Source organism: Verrucomicrobiota bacterium, from assembly GCA_038744685.1.
Classification (GTDB): Bacteria; Verrucomicrobiota; Verrucomicrobiia; order Opitutales; family Puniceicoccaceae; genus Puniceicoccus.
In genome coordinates this window covers 1-18,865 of sequence record JBCDMB010000044.1, presented here as the reverse complement: position 1 = coordinate 18,865, position 18,865 = coordinate 1, and the positions used below count along the sequence as shown (strand labels likewise).

The following is an 18,865-nucleotide window of genomic DNA, read 5'->3' as shown; positions in this document are numbered from 1 at the left end:
CTCCGACGAGCGAGTTAGGCCCATTCTCGGGAGCGGCGCAAACAAACGCCTTCCCATCCGCAGAAAAACACTTTAACCATCAACCACACTAACAATCGAAAATACGATAGTCCCCTGACAACCAGAACGGGGGAGGCTCACGCTATCGAAAGCCCTTGAGACCCGATTTCGATCCCGATATCGAATCCCGAGTGTATTCCATTTCAGTAGCGAAATAATAACATTGGGCTAAGATGGGACCGCAGATGTCTGTCACGATTGGCTCATGTTCAAAGATTTTCCCTTTTGACTGACTTTATCACACTTTAATCGCTCGGGATTTATGGATTCTACAGGAATGGAGACTCCGGCCCTCGTTCTTCAATTGACTGCCGCAAAGTCTTTGCAGGTTGCATTCCGGCAGGGGCCGCTTTATCGCTGTGAGGCTTCATGAAAATCCTTGTAGCAGACAAAATTTCTCCTTCGGGCGTTGAGTTTCTTCGCAATCAGGACGGTTGCGAAGTCTTGGAAGCTTACGGAAGCTCGCCGGAAGAGATTCTGAAACTCGTCTCCGATGTAAACGCGATTGCGGTGCGCTCGGAGACGAAAGTAACCAAGGAGGTGATTGCGGCCGCTCCTGAGTTGAAAGTGGTCGGGCGTGCCGGGGTGGGTGTAGATAACATTGATATCGAGGCAGCCACCGACTCCGGCGTCATTGTGATGAACACGCCTTCGGGGAATACCATTGCCACAGCAGAGCTTACCTTCACACACATTTTGGCCGGGACGCGTCCGATTTCCCAGGCAGATCGTTCGATGAAAGGTGGACGTTGGGATAGGAAAATTCTATCCGGATCGGAATTGATGGGGAAAACACTAGGAGTCTGTGGAATGGGCCGGATTGGTGCAGAAGTTTCCAAGCGGGCAATCGTTTTTGGCATGACGGTTCTGGCCTATGACCCGTTTTTGACCAAGAGCCGGGCGAAGGCTCTAGGGGTGGAGATGGTTTCTTTTGAGAACCTTTGCCAGCAGTCGGACTACATCACGGTTCACATGCCGATGACCGACAATACCCGGCATATGATAGATTCGGCTGCGATCGCCTCTATGAAAGACGGAGTGCGCTTGTTCAACTGCGCCCGGGGAGGAATCATTGAAGAGAAGGCTCTCGTTGAAGCCTTGAAGAGCGGGAAAGTCGCGGCAGCGGGTCTGGATGTATACGAAAGTGAACCTCTGGCCGAAGACAGCGAGTTACGAAAGATCGATAACCTCGTTCTTACCCCTCACCTTGGAGCCTCAACCAGGGAGGCGCAGGAAAACGTGGGTGTGGAAATCGCCGAGAATATCTACGAGGCTCTAAGAGGGGGTATGGTGCGCAACGCCCTGAACATGCCGACAGTCGATCCAAAAGACCTCGAAATGCTCTCCCCTTACCTCGATCTGGGGCAGAAGCTCGGCACGTTTGTCCAGCAACTCAGTAGTGGGACTGTGGAAAAACTACGCATTACCTACTACGGTAAGATTGTCGACTTCGATGCTTTGCCACTTTCCCGGGCGATCCAGCGGGGTTATCTGAATCACATCAGCGGTGGTGCGGTCAATGATGTCAACGCACCTTCAAAGTTGGCAGGCCTTGGTGTCGAAGTCGAGGTGATCAAGAGTAACAAGGATTGCGGCTACACGGAGTTGATTGAGGTCCAGGCAGTCGAAGATTCCGGCAAGACCCGGACGGTTAGCGGATGTCTCTTTGGCCTCGGGCAGGAACCGAGGATCGTGTCGATTGATGGTCACGGCCTTGAGGTGAATACCTCCGGGACACTGCTGGTTTTGAAAAACAAGGATGTTCCTGGGATCGTCGGATTTATCGGAACCACTCTGGACAAGGACGGCGTCAACATAGCGAACCTGTCCTTGAGCCGTGATCGCGGGATGGGCTATGCGGTGAGTGTTTACGAATTGGATACAGCACCTTCAGTGGCTACGGCCGAGGCGATCACCGAGCACGAGGCGATCGAAAAGTATAAGGTGATCCAGTTGTAGGAAAATCGAAATCGGGATCGAAAACAGACAAGCAAAGCGCGGAGATACCGAAACGAAAAAGCTTCCATTGATGGACTCCGATGCCGATTTGGATTTCGATTTTGAGAGGCTTGTGCCTATCATAGGGAGGTCGTTGGGATGATTATTTTGATCTTAGCCTGCGCCATTATTGGCTACCTCTTTGGTTCGCTTTCCTTTGCAGTATGGATCGCAAAGGGTAAAGGGGTTAACATTCTCGAGGTGGGAAGCCGGAATCCGGGTGCTACCAACGTAAAGAGAGTTCTCGGGCGTAAGGCGGGCAATACGGTATTCGTCTTGGATTTTCTCAAAGGCTGTCTTGCGGTTGCAGTAGGGCTCTGGATTGCGGGAGACTACGGGGGGATTGCAGGAGCAGTCGGGGCAGTGGTTGGCCACAGTGCCTCGATCTTTATCGGTTTCAAAGGAGGCAAGGGCGTTGCAGTCACCATGGGTGGTCTACTGGTTCTGATGCCGCTGGTCTTGATCTCTGGCGTGCTGGTTTGGGTCGTGACTTTCTACACCACCCGGTTCGTCTCGCTTGCGTCTATTCTATTCGCGTTGTCTCTCCCACTTTTTGGCTGGTGGTTTCACTCGATTGGCTGGCCAGTCTCCAAGGCCATGGTCGTGTTTGCTGCGGTGATTGCCGTCTTGATTGTCGTGCGGCATCGATCCAATCTGGTCCGTTTACTCAAAGGGGATGAGCACAAGTTTAACAGACCATCTTAGCGCGTGGAGTTCGAACGCTGTAGAGAAACTACTGGAGTCGTTTCTGCATTCGCCGAATCTTCCCGCGCATAGAGTTGCGAAGGAGAAACGGTGATGAGCAGCGAACCTGCGAGAATTCGCATTGGTCTGTTGGGCTTCGGAACGGTAGGGCAAGGCGTCTATAAAAGTCTGGAGAAACGTGGGGCGGAGTTGACCCTTGAAATTGGTGCGCATCTGGAGATTGCTGGAATTGTCGTTCGTGATCTTGGCAGAAAGAGGGACGTTTCCGTTGAAGAAGGTCTTTTGACTGACGATCCTGAGGGATTGCTGGCGGACCCGACAGTCCCGATTCTTTGTGAGTTGGTGGGGGGGGTCGATGAAGCTCTTGTCTGGACGCGTTTAGCTTTGGAGAATGGGAAGACAGTCGTCACTGCGAACAAGGCTCTTCTCTGCGACCATGGCGAGGAGTTGATGGCGATTGCTGAGGCCCGTGGAGGGCGACTCTTTTTTGAGGCAAGTGTTGCAGGCGGAATTCCCGTGATCAAGGCGCTGCGTGAAGGATTGGTGGCGAACCGTTTTGACCGCATCTACGGAATCCTCAACGGAACCTCGAATTACATCCTTACCCGGATGGAGCGTGAACAGATCTCTTTCGAACCCGTTTTGGATGCTGCCCGTGACTTGGGATATGTGGAAGCGGATGAGTCTCTCGATCTCGATGGTTGGGATGCTGCCCACAAAACGGTCATTTTAGCTTGGCTGGCCCATCGGTTGTGGGTGCCGACTGCGGAAATGATCGTCGAGGGCATCCGAAAGATCACTTTGGACGATATGAGGTTTGCTGGTGAGCTAGGCTATAGAATCAAGTTGATCGCGAGTATTCAGCGGCTGTCGGATTCGGAAAGTGTGGCGCTCTCGGTTCGCCCCACTTTGGTGCCACTGGAATCTTTGATGGCTGATGTGAACGATGCTTTTAATGCGGTCCGTTTGGAAGGCGATGTAGCGGGCCCGACGGTCTTGATCGGTCGGGGCGCGGGGCAGGACCCTACGGCGAGCGCTGTAGTCTCGGATCTCGTGGATGCCGGCCGGGCAAGGGTGAGTGAAGTTCATCCTCGTTCCGGGACAGCTCGACCCGGTGATGCGACTAGGACGGCCACTCTCGAGGAAATTCAGCAGGAGTACTACGTTCGGTTGAACGTCGACGATGAACCGGGTGTTCTTGCTAAGGTCGCTGGATCCTTTTCGCAGGGTCAGATCAGCATAGCGACTGTGATCCAGCGCGAACATAGCGGGGAGGGGACTGCTGCCTTGGTTCTGGTGACCCATGTATGCACGGAGGCGGCACTACGGAATACGCTTGAGGACCTCTGCCGGGAGTCCTTTGTCCGGGGAGCATTTCTCGTCTGCCCGATTTTGCAGCCGAACTGAATGGCTAGAATTGTGCAGAAGTTTGGCGGGACCTCGGTTGGAGACGTGGACCGCATCAAGAAAGTCGCCGAGCGGATTCAGAGAACAGTGGAAGATGGCAATGAGGTTGCCGTGATCGTGTCCGCACGCTCTGGAGTAACGAATGAACTTATTTCACGGGCAAAAGCACTGAATCCTTCTCCGAACGAGCGTGAGATGGATCTGCTGCTCGCGGTCGGGGAGCAAGAGACGATCGCTTTGGTGACCATGGCGCTTCACGCGTTGAACGTTCCGGCAATCTCCCGCACGGGAGCACAGGCGGGTATCCTGACGGATCCTTCCCATACGCGTGCCCGCATTCTGAGTATTTCCGGAGGAGACATCGATTCTCAGCTTCGACTGGGAAACGTGGTGATCGTCGCGGGCTTTCAGGGGGCAAACGTGGACGGTCAGACAACGACTCTTGGCCGTGGAGGGTCCGACCTGAGTGCGATTGCGATGGCGGCTGCTTTGAAAGCGGATCTTTGCCAGATTTACACTGATGTCGAAGGAGTCTTTACGGCAGATCCACGAATCGTGCCGGATGCACGAAAGTTGGACGAGATTGCTTACGAAGAGATGCTGGAGCTCGCGAGTAGCGGTTCAAAGGTGATGCAAACCCGCGCTGTGAAATTTGCCCAGAAGTATGGAGTGCGCTTTGAAGTGCGCTCCAGTTTTAACGACCAACCAGGAACAATTGTGAAAGAGGAAGTGGTTTCCATGGAAGATGTAGCGGTTAGTGGAGTGGCTCTCGACCGCAATCAGGTAAAGATAGTCGTCAGCGATATTCCGGACCGTCCGGGCACGGCAGCGAGGATCTTTCAGGTATTATCGGACGAAGGCGTTTTGGTCGATATGATCGTTCAGAATCTGGGTCGTGAAGGTCGTGCAAATCTCACTTTTACAGTGCCAGAGGAGGATGCGTTTCGCGCCGAGCGGGCGGTACGTGGTCTGTTGGAGGAGTTTGCGGATGCAACGGTTGCCACCTACGACCGTGTCGCAAAGCTGTCCGCGGTCGGCGTCGGAATGCGTTCCCACACCGGGGTCGCCGGTAAGTTTTTTCGGGCTCTGGCCGAGAAGAAGATCAATATCCAGATGATCAGTACGTCGGAGATCAAGATCTCGGTCGTAATCGGTATTGACGAAGCCGACGAAGCGGTGCGAGTCCTTCACGAGGTGTTCGAGTTATCGGCGGCAAAGGGATGATGCTTTGCTTTTCGAACAGCGAAATGAAGGGAATCTTTTCGAACGGAGCGGCGACTTCAGTCGCCGAACGATTTAGACGCTGCGGACGGGGCGGAGCCCGTCCCTCCCAGAGAAACACAGTGGATCTCATAGCGAACGTTGTGCCTCTAGATAGTAGTGAAGCGGCGAGAGTCGTTTCGAGCGTGGTGTAAGGTGAGATACATCTCTACCAGAGGTGGTGTAGAGCCGGTTCCTTTCCGCGAGGCCGTTTCCACGGGTCTTGCTCCAGACGGCGGCTTATTCGTCCCGGATGAGCTTCCGAATCTGGCTGACCAGATTCCGACCTGGGAGGGACTGTCTTACGTTGATCTGTGTTGTGAGCTCTTCGCTATTTTCGCTACCGATATTCGTTCATCCGAACTTAGAGAAACGGTGGAGAAGGCCTACCGTGGATTCGACGATCCGATGACCGCTCCGGTCCGACGTCTGGGAGGTGGAGTTTCTGTTCTAGAGTTGTTTCACGGTCCGACGCTGGCCTTCAAGGACTTTGCCCTGCAATGGCTAGGGGAGCTTTACGGAAAGCAGATCGAGCGGGACGGTCGCCCGATCGCGGTTCTGGGGGCTACTTCGGGTGATACGGGAGCGGCAGCTATTCATGGTCTGTTGGGAAGAGAGGGTGTTTCGATCTTTATCCTCTACCCAGATGGGCGGGTAGCGCCGCTGCAGGAGAGACAAATGACCTGCACAGGTGCAGAAAATGTATTTCCTTTGGCAATACAGGGTAGTTTTGACGACGCCCAAAAGTCCTTGAAGGAAATTTTCAGGGATCAGGAGTTTCGGGAAGGTGTCCGTCTCTCAGCGGTCAACTCAATCAACCTGGCGCGGATCCTTGCGCAGATTGCGTATTACATCTTTGCGAGCTTGAAGGTTCCTGCTGGGAAGAGAGAGAAAGTTCGTTTCGTTGTCCCAACTGGAAATTTTGGAAATGTTCTGGCCGGGTGGATGGCGGCTAGAATGGGTATGCCCGCAAAAGGCTTTGTGGTAGCGACCAACCAAAACGATATCCTCCATCGGTTCTTCACCACGGGCAATTACGAGTTGGATCGGGTGCGGCCCAGCCTTGCGCCGTCCATGGATATTCAAGTCGCTTCCAACTTTGAGCGCTTTCTTTTCTATGTAGCCAACGAAGACTGCGAACAAGTGAAGTTGTGGATGGAAGAGTTTGCAGAGTCTGGCAGAGTGAGGCTTCCACTGAGCGATGACTGGGGTTTCACTAGTACGGCAACTCTGGATAGTGAAATCGAAGAGAGAATCCGGACTGTTCACGAGAGGTTCGACTACACCGCAGATCCACACACAGCGTGTGGGTTTTCCTGGGACCCGGTTGAAGGGGAGGAAACCATTGTTTTAGCGACGGCGCATCCGGCCAAATTCCCTGATACGATTCGGGATTCGATTGGAATCGACGTGATCCATCCTTCTTTGGAAGCGTTGAAGAATCGGGAGATCGTAAAGTTTCCAGTTGAGGGAACGGTAGACCGGATACAGGGTTTTATCCGTTCTCACCTACCCAAGTGAAAAAGTTAAACGTCTCGGTCTGTATCCTGGCGAAGGACGAAGAAGCGAATCTTCCTCGGTGTCTTGCACCTCTGGAAGCTTTTGACGAAGTCATCGTGTTGGATTCCGGGAGCGAGGACAAAACCGTGGAAATCGCCCGGCAATGGGGGGCTACCGTAATTGAGGAGTCCTGGCAGGGCTTTGGTGCGACCCGCAAGAAGTTGTTTCAGGCTGCCTCGAAACCGTGGATTTTGTGGTTGGACGCAGATGAGGTGGTTCCACAGGGCTTGGTCGATGAGATCCAAAAGGTTGCGGGGATGAAGTCCAACAGGAACGGGTTCTGGATCAACCGTATCACCTACATTGGCAAGAAGCGTTTTCATCATGGCAATTGGTATCCGGATTGGAATCTTCGCTTCTTCCGCACCGAAGGTTGGTTCATGGAGGAGCGGGATGTTCATGAACGGATCCAAGTGCACGGGGAGACGGGTCGCTTCTTCTCCTGTATCGATCACTACAGCTACCGCAATTGGGCGGAGCGAAAGGAACGGTCGCAACGATATGCAAAGTTGTGGGCTGCAGAAGCTTTTCGGGACGGGCGGAGAGTCACCTTTTTTGACCAGGTGGGCCACTCTTTCGCCTGCTTCGTAAAGGCGTTCTTCCTTAAACTGGGTTTTCTGGATGGTTTCTCCGGGCTTCGCCTAGCCTTTTCGAATGCGTCGGAAGTGTCGGACAAGTACCGGCGGCTCCGCCTTTCTTGGACAAGATATGGGGCTGGAGGCTGAGGAATGCGGTCGAAGCAGTGCGTGGCGAAACGACGCTGGTCATTTCGAAAGGAGCGGCGACTTCAGTCGCCGAGTGGTTATTGAAGAAGTCCCCAGGAGTTGTATCTGATCCGTTTTTTCGGCAGCTGAACCGACTACGCCAAGGCTTCGTCGCTCAAGAGCATCCGTTCCTTTTGGGCAGGCATTTTTACGGCTGATGATCTTCGGGAAGCTTCATCGATACGTGTTGTTCGAAGTGTTCGTCTTCGTAGCAGGCGCAGTAGCGGTTTTTTTGTTCGTATTCCTCACGGGTAACGCTGTTCGCGGAGCAATTGCGATGTTGGCGGAGGGCCAGATTTCACTTCGTTTGTTTTTTCAGATTCTCTGGATGATGATCCCCTATGTGGGAGTATACGCGCTCCCGCTCGGTTTCTTGGCAGGAATTCTCCTCGCGCTCGGGAGGCTTTCCTCAACAAGGGAAATCCTCGCAATGAAAGCGTCGGGATCGAGTGTGTGGTCGATTGCACGGCCTATCTTTTTGATGGCGTTGATTGGTTGCGGATTTTCGGCGTGGTTCAACAACGAGCTTGGTCCGAAGAACAAAGGAGCCTACCGGGAGAGATTAGCGAACAGCCTCGAAGAGGATCCGCTCCGCTTTTTCAAGGCAGGGTCCTTCGTTCGCGATTTTCCGGGGTATGTCGTTTTCGTTCAGGAACGCGACGGAGAGGAAATGCGGGGGTTTGAGGTTTGGGAGTTGGGAGACGAAGGGAGGGTGAGCCGCTACCTTCACGCGGAATCGGCACGTATCGAATTTTTGCGAGAGCAATCCACCTTGCTCTTTACTCTGCGGAACGGCCGATTCGAGGATCGTGAGCCCAATCCGAACTATGATCAGCCTCCTACGATCAGTCTCATTGGCAACATAAAGGAGTTTCCCTTGCGACTGGAGTTGGATTCGATTCTCCGTCGTGGAACGGATTTCTCGCAAAAGCCATCTTACCTCACCTTTAGCCAACTTCGGGAGCAGATTAGAGAAGATCCGGAAAATTCTTTGGAATATCGTGTCCAGATCCAACAGAACCTCGCTATGTCGATTTCGATTTTCTCGTTGGTCATTGTTGCGATTCCGCTCGGGATTCGAGTGGGCCGGAAGGAGACGCTCACCAACTTGGGTGTAGCCCTTGGGTTAGCGATGTTGTATTACTTTTTGGTGACGGTTGCGACTTGGTTTATGGAGGTGCCGGCGGCACTACCGGAACTGCTGATTTGGCTTCCGAACGTTCTCTTCATCTCCCTCGGAATCTGGTTGATGAATCGGGCAAACCAGCATTGATGCTTTACCCGGCTGGTGCGAAATCGATCTGTCTCTTGAAGCGGTCGACTCGCTCGGTGACTACGCGGATGGTTTCCCCGAGACGATAGGTCCGCCCTTTACGCTTCCCTCTGAGGCTGGTGCCGTCGTGGGAAACGAGATAGTGGTCGTCGCGGAGAGTAGAAATGTGGACGAGGCCGAAGGCTAGAGAGTGGGATAACTCGATAAAGAGACCATGGTTTTTCACATCGGTGATCACTGCGTCAAAGATCGTTTTCTTGCCTGGCTTTGCGAGTTCCCGTTCGAAGAACTCAAGCAGCTTAACCTTTACCGATTCCCGTTCAGCGTCCGTGCTGTTTCTTTCGGTGATGGAGAGGTGTTCTCCGATCGATTCGAGCTTTGCCTGAGTGTAGACGATACCGAGGTTTTTTGGAGCACTGTCGATTCCGCGTTTGAGAAGCAGGTTTTCGAAGACTCGATGGACGATTAGATCCGAGTAGCGGCGGATCGGGGAGGTGAAGTGAGTGTAGTCGTTTTTGCAGAGGCCGTAGTGGCCATCCGGCGAGGCGCGGTAGCAGGCTTGCTTGAGACTACGGAGAAACTGGATCCTGAGCGTGTAGGCCTGTGGATGATCGTTGATTGCCGTCAACATTCGGGTGATCTCACGCCGGCGAGTCAGATCCCCCACAGAAAGGCCAACGGTCGCTAGATATTCTCGAAACTCTTCCAGCTTCTCTGTATCCGGCTCGTCATGGACTCGATACAGGCAGGGTAGACCGAGGCGGCGGATCTCTTTCGCAACCGCCTCGTTTGCAGCGAGCATGTACTCCTCAATGAGCTGGTGGCTCTCATCGTTTACGATACTTTCGATTCGGTCGGCAGCACCTGTCTCATCGACGTAAATCTTCACTTCGGGCATATCCAGGTCGAGGCTACCATCTTTCATCCGGCCCTTGCGGAGTCTTTCAGCAAAGAACCAGAGCTTCCGGATCGTTTTGCGGAGCTCCTTTATTTCTTCGCTATCGAGACTCTTTAGGTCTCTGCCAATCGATCCGGTTTGATGCTTGGGTGGGAGAGGTGCATTGCGAATCGCATCGAGATCGTTCTCGGTCATCATGGCGTAGGCCTGCCGATAGGTAAGCCGTTTGTTGCTCCGGATGACAGTGTTGGCAAAACGCCACGAGACCAGCCTCGCCTGAGGGGTGAAGTCGAGAAAGACTGCCTTTGTAAGGCGATCCTCATCCTCGACCAGACTGCAGATGCCGTTTGAGAGTTTGTGCGGGAGCATCGGGATGACTGTCCCGGTCAGATAAGTTGAGTTGCCTCGCTTGGACGCCTCGATATCGAGGGGGGAGCCGGGCTTGACGTAGGCATTGACGTCGGCGATGTGAACACCGACCCGCCAGTTTCCGTCCTCTAGCTTCTCAAGTGAAATCGCATCGTCAAAATCCTTGGCGTCGTCGGGATCTATGGTGACGGTGAATAGATCACGGCAGTCCAGACGTCCCCTGCGACCTTCCGTGGAAACCGAAGAAGGAACGTTTTCTACTTGTTGCATGACCTCGTCCGGGAAGTCGGGATCGAGATCGAATTTGTGAAGGATGGCTTTGTATTCGGCCATCGGTTCATGGGTTCGCCCGAGCACTTCGATGATCTCGCCTTCGGGATTCATGTGGCGCTGAGTCCATTCGAAGAGACGAACGATTACTTTGTCTCCGACCTTTGCCTCTGGCGTGCCTTCAGTTCCTGGCGGAGGCACTAGAATATCCTGAATGATGCGCGGATCATCAGGAATCACGTAAAACGCGTGGCGAGCCTTCTTGAGGGTGCCAGGAAGACTGGTTCTCGCGCGCTCGAGAATCCGGATCACTCTGCCGGTTCGTTTGGCAGGCTCGCGGTGGGAGAAATTCCTTCGTCCACGCCCTCGATGGATCTTTCGGGGACGCTCCGAATCCAGCCGGGCAACTACGCGGTCTCCGTGAAGTGCCAGCCCCGTATCATCGGAGCGAATGTCTACGGGATCGAGGGTGGCTTGGTAGGTCTTTGAGTCGGGTCGGATTACGGCCTTTCCCGTTTGTCGAAAATGGATGATTCCGGTCACAAGGTCGGCATCTCTCGGCAAGCAGAGGCGATCCCGCTTCAGCCGGACGATTAGACCAGCAGTCTGCATCTTTTCGAGGGTGGTAGAAAAGTCCTCCCTCTTCGAATCGGGCACGGAAAGACCCGAGGCCAGCTCTTCGGAGGTTGCCGGTGCAAAATCCGCCTTTAGCATGTGGGTAATTATGGTCTCTTTTGTGTACATTGATCTTGGTCTGTTCGCTAGCTCGACGTTTGAGGAAGGTTCATCAGTAGCGATTAAGTCCGTAGCGTCGAAAACGTTATATGTAGCGTTGACGCTATCCTGTATTGGACGAAATCGAAATCCAAATCGGGGTCGAATATCTTTAGAGGGCACTTCGGCAGCACTTCTCTTCGCTTTCTTCCGGGTGACTCGGCGGAGTGGCGTTGAGCGTTGGCCTTGCTTTGGGTAGCGTGGTCGCGTTTGACCTTGCCTGCTTCGAGGCGGTTGAAAAGCGTCAGACCGGAAAATGCCTTCTCAATCGGATCGCTCCCTTTGTGTTCCGCGCGTCAACAACCTTTCCTCCCTGAGTGATTTCGATTCGGCCTGACTCGACCATTGCAAAGGCTACTTCACGAACGCGGGTCATCTTCGACCGCCATTCTTCTTGAGGGTAGAGTCGCCTTGCAACTTCGCTCGGACAGATGGTTCCCCCGGCTTTTCGCTGAGACAGAAGATCGTGGATTGCGTCCTCGATTCTCTCGGCTTCATCTTTTTCAAAGTCGGAATCTTGCATTGGAGGCTGCGGTGGTTTGGTTGCTGAATGTCCAAATCGAGAGTAGGCGACATCTCTGGCGAACTGCGAGACAAGATCATCCGGATGGCTTGGGCCGATCGGATCACTTTCGAGGAAATCGAGCGGAAGACTGGTTTACCCGAAGCGGAGGTAATCCGAGTGATGCGCCTCTCGTTAAAGGATCGGAGTTTTCGACTTTGGAGAAAACGGGTGAGTGGGAGAGTCACCAAGCACGAGAAGAGGCTCCGTAAATCGACCAAGAGAGTCTCGTCTTCGCAACTGGAGAATCATGAAATGGAGTAATCCCTAGCCAAAGGGAAGAAGACTCGCTACAGGTCAAGACATGAAGAGCACAAAGACTCAGGTATTTTTACCACTTGTCGCGTTCCTTTTGATCCTTGTCCTTTCAGGATGCATCACGACGGTGACCCAGATCGATGAGGGCGACGGTGTTGTGATGCAAGAGGAGGAGCCTCTGATTGATCAGGTCGAGATTGAGCGCTAGCGGGCTCTGTCTTAAAAAGATTGCGTTCGCCATTCTCAAATTCGGGGTTTATGGTCTTTTGTAATTATGGATCAATCGTGCCTAAAACAGTTTCCGATCATCGAAAGAGAAGAGGGTGACGAGATCATTGTTCAGGGGAGCAGAGTTTCGGGACTTTTCTTTTTAGAGAGCGGGGCTGTCGAGATCATCAAAAACGGCATCCACATGACCCAGATTAACAATAAAGGGGCATCTTTTGGGGAAATGGCTTATTTTCTCGATGGTGTGAGCACGGCCACTGTGCGTGTGAAAGAACCCTCGACCTTTCGGTTTATCGAAGACTCAGAGGTCCTTTTAGAAAACAGCCCGGACCTACTGCTCTACGTGGCCAAAGTGATGGCTCACCGGCTTGACGCGATCAATAATTATTTGTCTGAGGTCAAGCGACAGTACGGTGGCCAGGACAATCATTTCGATCTGTTGGATGATATCTTGAGGGCTGTCATTGTTCGGCATCCGGCGAAGGTTCCAGAGCGAGAAGTTCCCGACGAAGACGATCCGCCAATTCCGGGCGCTCGATAGCCTTCTTACGCTAGGGAAACCGATTCGACACCTGCCAGAGATACCCAGGTCGCTTCTTTCTTATCAAAGTCGATCGAGATGTGAGCCGGAATTTCCCCGATTTGCTTTCCGGAATTGAAGACCCAGCACCCGTCTACTTTATCGTGCCAACTTCCGCCGGAACGAAAGGGCGAATTGTGGATGTGACCGCAAAAGACAAAGTCCGGCCGGTATCTGGCAATCAATCGGTTTAAGTTGGGATCCCCGGCGTCCTTTTTTCCTGTCCAGCTAATCGGGGAGCCTTGCGGTGGTGCGTGGTGAAGCCAGAGCCAGAGAGGGCTTTCTTTCTTGCCCTCTTTTTCCAGGAACTCGTCCATTTCGCGGCGGGTTTCCGGACCGTCCCACCAGGGTAGGATAGTGACCAACATATCGCCCAAACGGGTGCTCTCGCCGTCGACGAATGTCTGCACATTGTTCGCCTGCTCCAGCCAACTGGCGACATACTCATTGTGCATGGTAACCGAGTCACCGTCGTGGTTGCCCGAACAAACGAGCAAAGGGCGTCTTTCGGAGATTCTCTCCAAGTATTTGAGGACGATAACAATTTGGTTTCCGATGGGAATCCGACCGGCGATGTCGAGAAGGTCACCGGCAATGATGACGGCATCATATCTCTCGGCATTACTCATCAACCAGTCCATCTGCGGGAGCGCAAAGTGAAGATCGGATACGACGAGAAGTTTCATGGGCGTCAGTTTCGAATGGATACAGCGGGTATCCTGCCGGAACAATGCCTAATATTCCCTTTCAAGTACTCTGCTCATTCAGAGCCGCCTTCTGGTATTGGTTGAAGATCAGCAGAATGAGGAGTCCGAAAACCACTGATGCGACCACTAGTGCGACACTCACAAGGCCCTCCACAGAGAAAGATAAGCGGATCAGGATCGTCGATACGATGAAACCTGAGTTTCGGATGATCTTATGGAAATCGTCGGTAAGAAAGAAAGAGAACAACAACAGGAGCACGTCGACAATGATCAGGATTCCGAAAAATTTATCGAAAAAGATGTTGTTGATGTTATCAAAAGAAGTGGCGAGCGGGTGGCCCGGAAAGACCGTGCCCACGATCCAGGTGACAAAGGTATAAATCGCTACTCCCAACAGGAGTGGAATCAGGCAAACCGCCATACCTTTTTTAAGACGGATAAACCGCTCAAGACTCGGACCGATCGTATCCATGTTGTCGGACAGCTCCTGCCGTCGCCGACCCAATTGCTTGAAGAGGTGAAGGAGATAGAATAAGAGCAGAGCTCCGATCAGGTCGTAGGTAAAAAGGAGGTCTCCCTTAATCGCGAACCAATCTGCTGAGATCTCTACTGCGGACAAATCCTTAAAGAGGCGTCGAATCAGGATGAGAGTGATGATCTCGTATTGTTTGCTGATGTAGGTGGTGATCGACTGCGGAAGGTAATAGACCAACAAATAGACTTCGTAGACGAGGATGAAGGTGAAAGGGGTATAGGCGGCAGCGATCGGGTTGGCCAGCAGTGGAGACATCCTTTCAACCTTCAGGAGTCCAAAATCAACGAGGAAAATGACGGCGAGATGGATCAGAAATCCCCCAATTGCGATTCCAAGGATCAAACGTTCGAAGAACTTTCTTCTCTCATCGGAAAAGAAGAACAGGTAGGCGCGATCCAGCAGCGAGGGGGTTGCAGTCACTGGGAGGATAGTAGCAGGACAACCTCTAAACGCAAACGGACTCTCACTGGGCGACGCGGTCTAGTGGATTGTCAGGAAATTAACCTACAGATTAACATCCCCAATCATGGAGGGACGCCGTCTCGGTGTCCGCAACGCTTGGCAATGCAGAAAATCGAACGGTCCGCGAGACGCGGACCCTCCAGCGACGCTTTGGCTGAAAAAGCGAATTGGCTACTCAAAGATCTTTTTAGAAACGAACTTCGCTGACACCAAACTAATTGAAAAATACTTTAGGTTTTCGGGAGAAAGAAGAGGTGTATTCAGCCCCAAAGCGTTCCCAGTAAAGCGAGGTGACATTGGATTAGGTTCGACTTTTCAGACCTCGAGCTCCTTCCTTTCGTTTCATGAAAGTGCCCGACTATCCTGATGTAATTCTCACCAACGTAGAAACAGTGCCCGGCAAACAAATCGTGGAGCATTACGGTCTGGTTACGGGCAACACGGTTCGGTCCAAGCACGTCGGACGTGACATTGCTGCCGGGTTCAAGAATCTTGTTGGGGGCGAATTGAAGGGTTACACCGAGCTGCTCGTTGATGCGCGGACCCAATCGACCAGCAGGATGGTGGAACAGGCGGTAGCGCTGGGTGCGAACGCGATTGTGAACGTTCGATTTTCTACCTCTGCCGTTACACAGGGAGCTGCTGAGCTTTACGTTTACGGAACTGCGGTCCGGGTTCAGTAGGAAGTTTCGGACATACTCCTGTGCACACGTTCGAAATCACAATTATCGCTCTGGCCTATGCCCTGCCGATCCTTTTGGCAGCCCTTGGGCTTTTTGCCGGCAGTTGGTTGGAAAGACGGCACTTTGCTTCGATTCGGAGACGTGAGCAGGAGTTAGGGGAGCTTCCTGTGTTCCCGACGAGGACCACCGACTCGGATCGCACGGTTGAAAGCAGTCAGCTCGTGGTTTCCTCCATCGTCGTCTCCCTCGATTACTTTAAGAAGGTCCTCGCCTCGATTCGGAAGATCTTCGGAGGTCAGATTCGCAGCTACGAGAGTCTTCTTGACCGCGCCAAACGGGAGGCGATTCTTCGACTGAAGGAGCAGGTTCCGGATTGTGACGCGATCATCAATTTGCGTTTGGAGACTTCGACGTTGGCAAGTATCCACGACCGTCGCAACGGGATCGGCGGAGTCGAGGTCGTCGCCTACGGAACGGCAATTCACTACAGGTAGCAGTGAAATACGTTCGCCGAGATCTCGGTGAAAGTGCCGAAAACAGCAGTGGTGGCGGTCGCAGGGGATTGCTGAAGGAGATTCTGGTGCTTTCCAGCCTGACCATTGGCGCGCTTGTGGTGATCTATCTTGTTGTGGGTTGGGTAACCGACTTTGCCGTTGCGAGGATCTCGCCCGAAACGGAAGCCGAGATCTTTGAGGGCTTCATGGTGGATCATTTTTCAGAACTGGTTCCGGAAGAGTTGGAGGAGAAGTGGGCGTTGGCGGAATCGATTTTTGAGAAACTGCAATCCAGTCCCGGTGTGCCTCCTCTTCCCTATCGCCTTGCCTACTCGGGCGAGGAGCAGGCAAATGCCTTTGCCGTCCCGGGAGGATTGATCGTTCTGACCCGAGGTCTTCTCGAAACCCTCGAAGAGGAAATTGCTATCGCTTTCGTGATTGCTCACGAGTACGGGCATTTCGCTGGGAGGGATCATCTGCAGAGGCTTGGGCGACAAATCGGAACGGGAACCGCGCTTCTGGTTCTGACTGGTGGAGGAAGCAGCATCGTCGATTCGACGACTCAGCTGGTTGACCTTAAATACAGCCGGGACGAAGAACGGGCAGCGGACCGATTCGCCCTCCAGAGTCTCGATGCGGTCTACGGCGAGCGTGAGGGAGCGGAAAGGCTCTTCGAGATTCTTGAAGAGTCGAGAGGGATTCCTGCGTGGGCTTACATGTTCACCACTCACCCTTCAAACTTGGAGCGAATCCGGCAAATTAGGGAGGAAGACTAACGAATTGGATCGCAGTGCCCTTCAAAATGGCAGACTTTCTGCAAGGAAGATGATAGTTCAAATGATTTTAAGGAGGCTCTGCTGGTGTTTCGGACTTTTTTAATTGGTTTGCTCGTCGTCTTCGGAGGGTATGCGGCGTGGTTGCAATTTGGGGATCCCTACGGGGCTCCCGGCAAGTATCTTACGACGGAGCCTGCTCAGCGATTCAGCTTGGCGCCGCCGAAAACCTTAGGTGACTACAAGCTCTTTCCTATAGCTTGGTATCAACTGGACGCGAGGGTGGTTGCGGTGAAGCGATACGATGAAGAGCTTTCCCCAATCGATCTTGGGGTTACTTGGGGTAAGATGGCGCAGGACGAGTACGTTCGAAAAGTCCGGTTTTCCCACTCTGACCGGTATTTACACTTTTCTGGGAAGAGTGGTTTGGATCGTCGTGAATTCAATCGTTGTGTGGGAAATGTCCACATCATTCCAGCGAACGACGAGATCAAGAGGATCGTTTTGTCCGCGAATGTTGGAGACTACGTTTCGCTTCAAGGGAGTTTGGTGCAGGCCTTTGGTGGGGGAGGAGGATGGTCTTCTTCGTTGTCGAGGGACGACTCCGGTGACGGTGCTTGCGAAGTGCTCTATGTCACCAAGGCGACCTTCTTTCAGCCTGGTTCTTCGCAGCCCGCACCCAGGAATCGAGTGGCGCAGGTGAATTCCCCGAGGATAGAGATCCCTGTTGGCAACACTTCCCGAGTCATGAAAGAGCGAGAGTCGATCCCCCGCAGACCTCCTCCTGAATTCCCGAAGCGTTTTACGTTAACTCAGCCGCTGGAGCTACCCATCGATGAAGGAAGTGTAGAGATGCCGGCCGGCACGGTGATTGAAATTTTGGAAGAGTCGGATGGTCGCGTCAAAGTTCGCTACGCAAAGGTCGAGTTTTGGGTGAGTCGTGATTTGCTTTACGGTGAGCAGAGGGCAATCTGAGAGGGTCCAACGCTGTGAATCTGTAGAAACCTATCTTATAGAGTTTACAATCTTCTTGAGTGTAGCGGAAGTGCGGGTGGGCTCATTGTTTTTCCGGAGTCTTCTTTTCGATCAGTTCTTTAAGGGCTGGGTAAGGTGAAAGGTCAGAGGGAGAAAGAGGATTTTCGAGGATAATGCCAGCCGCGATCTTTCCTAGTTTTCCATCATAGGATTCGACAAAACTCTGAAATTCCTCAGAAGCGTTCTCACCTGCTTGGTCGGAAACAACCCTCAGGTTCAGACTCGCAAGGTCAAACTGGGCGAAAACGTAGAGTGAACCAAAGCTGTTCATATCGACGACAGAGGCACCGGTTCGTCGAGCGATTCGGGCTCTTGCGTCAGTGCCCGCAACGAAGGCTGAGCCCGAGGCGACGGTAACTGCGGGAACAGTTTGTCCCTCGAAAGATAGATTCGAAAAGTCGGGCGGGAGATCCACAGTCAGTTGCTTATCCGGTTGAGAAAGTCCCTGGTTAGCTAGGGTCGCCATATCATGAACTACGACTTCTGTAACGATAAGCGCAGAACCGATTTCAACATCCTCCGATAAAGCTCCGCAAGGACCAGCTGTAATAACCAACTGAGGTTCCTCTCTTAATATGCTTGCGGTAGCTAAGTATGTCGCTTGATAGGGGTTCGATCCCAAACGGGAAGTGACCACTTTGGTGTCCTGTCTTGTAAAAGATATCAAGCCTGTGGATTTTTGAATTGTTTCAAAGCCGCTTTCCGAAAGTTTAGCTCGGAGAGAGTCCAAGTCGTCAGGTAGGGCAAACTGATAAAGGATCGTCAGTTTTCCATTGACTGATGTTAAGATTAGTAGGTGAATTCCGAGTGTGAGTATGAGCAGTTTGATCATAGCGGTATTTTGCTAGGTTAACACGTGAAACGCCGGAGATTCATTAAAAAAGTGAGCTCAATCGGGGCGGGTATTGTTGGATTAACGGCTGTGTCTCTCCCTCAATTTACAGCCAAACCGTCTTTTCGGATAGAGCCCCTCGATGGTGATACATGGTCGCCCTCCCTTCTTAAATTTGCTAAAGAGACAAAATTCGAGTCGCCCCAAGCGGCGCTCTTCGCAATAAAATCGTCTAGCCGCAGATTCCGTATCGTTCCACATGGCTAATTTTTCGCAGTCGGCGGCCACCTTAAAAGGTGGCGCAAGCCAATCTGAGATCGCCCACTGCTTCACCAGCACCCGCGGCCCGAAAATGAGACCGCGGGTGCTTTATTTTAT

Annotated in this window: 19 protein-coding genes; 14 read left to right on the top strand and 5 right to left on the bottom strand. The window is 52.8% G+C overall.

Annotation, left to right across the window (positions count from 1 at the left end; translation table 11 throughout):
* Positions 1-429: 429 nt before the first annotated feature.
* The 7 genes from serA to AAGJ81_15490 all read left to right on the top strand — a co-directional run bounded on the left by serA (position 430) and on the right by AAGJ81_15490 (position 9,027).
* Complete coding sequence (serA, locus tag AAGJ81_15520) at positions 430-2,019, top strand: phosphoglycerate dehydrogenase (GenBank protein MEM0967557.1); 1,590 nt, start codon at positions 430-432, stop codon at positions 2,017-2,019.
* A gap of 138 nt (positions 2,020-2,157) precedes the next feature.
* Entirely contained in the window at positions 2,158-2,763 is a 606-nt protein-coding gene (plsY, locus tag AAGJ81_15515; GenBank protein ID MEM0967556.1) for a glycerol-3-phosphate 1-O-acyltransferase PlsY, read from the top strand.
* Positions 2,764-2,856: 93 nt separating this feature from the next.
* The gene (locus AAGJ81_15510) at positions 2,857-4,170 is read left to right on the top strand and encodes a homoserine dehydrogenase (protein ID MEM0967555.1); all 1,314 of its coding nucleotides are present in this window, start codon (positions 2,857-2,859) and stop codon (positions 4,168-4,170) included.
* Positions 4,171-5,394, top strand: coding sequence for an aspartate kinase (locus tag AAGJ81_15505; GenBank protein MEM0967554.1), 1,224 nt, complete (start codon positions 4,171-4,173; stop codon positions 5,392-5,394).
* 192 nt (positions 5,395-5,586) lie between these two features.
* Complete coding sequence (thrC, locus tag AAGJ81_15500; protein MEM0967553.1) at positions 5,587-6,951, top strand: threonine synthase; 1,365 nt, start codon at positions 5,587-5,589, stop codon at positions 6,949-6,951.
* On the top strand, positions 6,948-7,715 hold the full coding sequence (locus AAGJ81_15495) for a glycosyltransferase family 2 protein (protein MEM0967552.1): 768 nt from the start codon (positions 6,948-6,950) through the stop codon (positions 7,713-7,715). Before thrC ends, AAGJ81_15495 begins: the two co-directional genes overlap by 4 nt.
* Before the next feature lie 196 nt (positions 7,716-7,911).
* Positions 7,912-9,027: an LptF/LptG family permease gene (locus tag AAGJ81_15490; protein ID MEM0967551.1), complete on the top strand. Its 1,116-nt coding sequence runs from the start codon at positions 7,912-7,914 to the stop codon at positions 9,025-9,027.
* A 4-nt stretch (positions 9,028-9,031) separates the two neighbouring features.
* Here the strand turns inward: AAGJ81_15490 and AAGJ81_15485 are convergent, their stop codons facing one another.
* Together AAGJ81_15485 and AAGJ81_15480 are read right to left on the bottom strand one after the other, a co-directional pair.
* Positions 9,032-11,308, bottom strand: a complete 2,277-nt coding sequence (locus AAGJ81_15485) for an RNB domain-containing ribonuclease (GenBank protein MEM0967550.1) — start codon at positions 11,306-11,308, stop codon at positions 9,032-9,034.
* 274 nt (positions 11,309-11,582) lie between these two features.
* On the bottom strand, positions 11,583-11,861 hold the full coding sequence (locus AAGJ81_15480) for a DUF3253 domain-containing protein (protein MEM0967549.1): 279 nt from the start codon (positions 11,859-11,861) through the stop codon (positions 11,583-11,585).
* A 27-nt stretch (positions 11,862-11,888) separates the two neighbouring features.
* On the opposite strand from AAGJ81_15480, the gene AAGJ81_15475 reads away from it, so the two are divergent.
* The 3 genes from AAGJ81_15475 (at position 11,889) to AAGJ81_15465 (ending at position 12,927) form a co-directional block, all read left to right on the top strand.
* Entirely contained in the window at positions 11,889-12,164 is a 276-nt protein-coding gene (locus AAGJ81_15475) for a TIGR03643 family protein (protein MEM0967548.1), read from the top strand.
* A gap of 40 nt (positions 12,165-12,204) precedes the next feature.
* Positions 12,205-12,366, top strand: a complete 162-nt coding sequence (locus AAGJ81_15470) for a hypothetical protein (GenBank protein MEM0967547.1) — start codon at positions 12,205-12,207, stop codon at positions 12,364-12,366.
* Positions 12,367-12,432: 66 nt separating this feature from the next.
* Positions 12,433-12,927 (top strand): cyclic nucleotide-binding domain-containing protein, encoded by a 495-nt coding sequence (locus tag AAGJ81_15465; GenBank protein MEM0967546.1) that lies wholly within the window; start codon positions 12,433-12,435, stop codon positions 12,925-12,927.
* Positions 12,928-12,932: 5 nt separating this feature from the next.
* Here AAGJ81_15465 and AAGJ81_15460 read toward each other — a convergent pair whose 3' ends face one another.
* A complete protein-coding gene (locus AAGJ81_15460; protein MEM0967545.1) occupies positions 12,933-13,652 on the bottom strand; it encodes a metallophosphoesterase in 720 nt (239 codons plus the stop codon).
* 61 nt (positions 13,653-13,713) lie between these two features.
* Positions 13,714-14,628: a hypothetical protein gene (locus tag AAGJ81_15455; GenBank protein ID MEM0967544.1), complete on the bottom strand. Its 915-nt coding sequence runs from the start codon at positions 14,626-14,628 to the stop codon at positions 13,714-13,716.
* A gap of 392 nt (positions 14,629-15,020) precedes the next feature.
* Between AAGJ81_15455 and AAGJ81_15450 the strand changes: the two genes are divergently transcribed.
* The 4 genes from AAGJ81_15450 (at position 15,021) to AAGJ81_15435 (ending at position 17,595) form a co-directional block, all read left to right on the top strand.
* Entirely contained in the window at positions 15,021-15,353 is a 333-nt protein-coding gene (locus AAGJ81_15450) for a YbjQ family protein (GenBank protein ID MEM0967543.1), read from the top strand.
* Positions 15,354-15,373: 20 nt separating this feature from the next.
* Positions 15,374-15,847: a heavy metal-binding domain-containing protein gene (locus tag AAGJ81_15445; GenBank protein MEM0967542.1), complete on the top strand. Its 474-nt coding sequence runs from the start codon at positions 15,374-15,376 to the stop codon at positions 15,845-15,847.
* A gap of 2 nt (positions 15,848-15,849) precedes the next feature.
* Entirely contained in the window at positions 15,850-16,623 is a 774-nt protein-coding gene (locus AAGJ81_15440) for a M48 family metallopeptidase (GenBank protein MEM0967541.1), read from the top strand.
* 84 nt (positions 16,624-16,707) lie between these two features.
* Positions 16,708-17,595 (top strand): hypothetical protein, encoded by an 888-nt coding sequence (locus AAGJ81_15435; GenBank protein MEM0967540.1) that lies wholly within the window; start codon positions 16,708-16,710, stop codon positions 17,593-17,595.
* An 82-nt stretch (positions 17,596-17,677) separates the two neighbouring features.
* Here AAGJ81_15435 and AAGJ81_15430 read toward each other — a convergent pair whose 3' ends face one another.
* Entirely contained in the window at positions 17,678-18,487 is an 810-nt protein-coding gene (locus AAGJ81_15430; protein MEM0967539.1) for a hypothetical protein, read from the bottom strand.
* Positions 18,488-18,865: the final 378 nt, after the last annotated feature.

What these genes read in the sequence shown, in the direction of transcription:
- AAGJ81_15510 (MEM0967555.1), top strand. Translation starts at nt 2,857, where the DNA reads ATGAGCAGCGAACCTGCGAGAATTCGCATTGGTCTGTTGGGCTTCGGA.
- AAGJ81_15485 (MEM0967550.1), bottom strand. Translation starts at nt 11,308, where the DNA reads ATGTACACAAAAGAGACCATAATTACCCACATGCTAAAGGCGGATTTT.
- AAGJ81_15480 (MEM0967549.1), bottom strand. Translation starts at nt 11,861, where the DNA reads ATGCAAGATTCCGACTTTGAAAAAGATGAAGCCGAGAGAATCGAGGAC.
- AAGJ81_15490 (MEM0967551.1), top strand. Translation starts at nt 7,912, where the DNA reads ATGATCTTCGGGAAGCTTCATCGATACGTGTTGTTCGAAGTGTTCGTC.
- plsY (MEM0967556.1), top strand. Translation starts at nt 2,158, where the DNA reads ATGATTATTTTGATCTTAGCCTGCGCCATTATTGGCTACCTCTTTGGT.
- AAGJ81_15465 (MEM0967546.1), top strand. Translation starts at nt 12,433, where the DNA reads ATGGATCAATCGTGCCTAAAACAGTTTCCGATCATCGAAAGAGAAGAG.
- AAGJ81_15475 (MEM0967548.1), top strand. Translation starts at nt 11,889, where the DNA reads ATGTCCAAATCGAGAGTAGGCGACATCTCTGGCGAACTGCGAGACAAG.
- AAGJ81_15430 (MEM0967539.1), bottom strand. Translation starts at nt 18,487, where the DNA reads ATGATCAAACTGCTCATACTCACACTCGGAATTCACCTACTAATCTTA.
- serA (MEM0967557.1), top strand. Translation starts at nt 430, where the DNA reads ATGAAAATCCTTGTAGCAGACAAAATTTCTCCTTCGGGCGTTGAGTTT.
- AAGJ81_15460 (MEM0967545.1), bottom strand. Translation starts at nt 13,652, where the DNA reads ATGAAACTTCTCGTCGTATCCGATCTTCACTTTGCGCTCCCGCAGATG.
- AAGJ81_15505 (MEM0967554.1), top strand. Translation starts at nt 4,171, where the DNA reads ATGGCTAGAATTGTGCAGAAGTTTGGCGGGACCTCGGTTGGAGACGTG.
- AAGJ81_15470 (MEM0967547.1), top strand. Translation starts at nt 12,205, where the DNA reads ATGAAGAGCACAAAGACTCAGGTATTTTTACCACTTGTCGCGTTCCTT.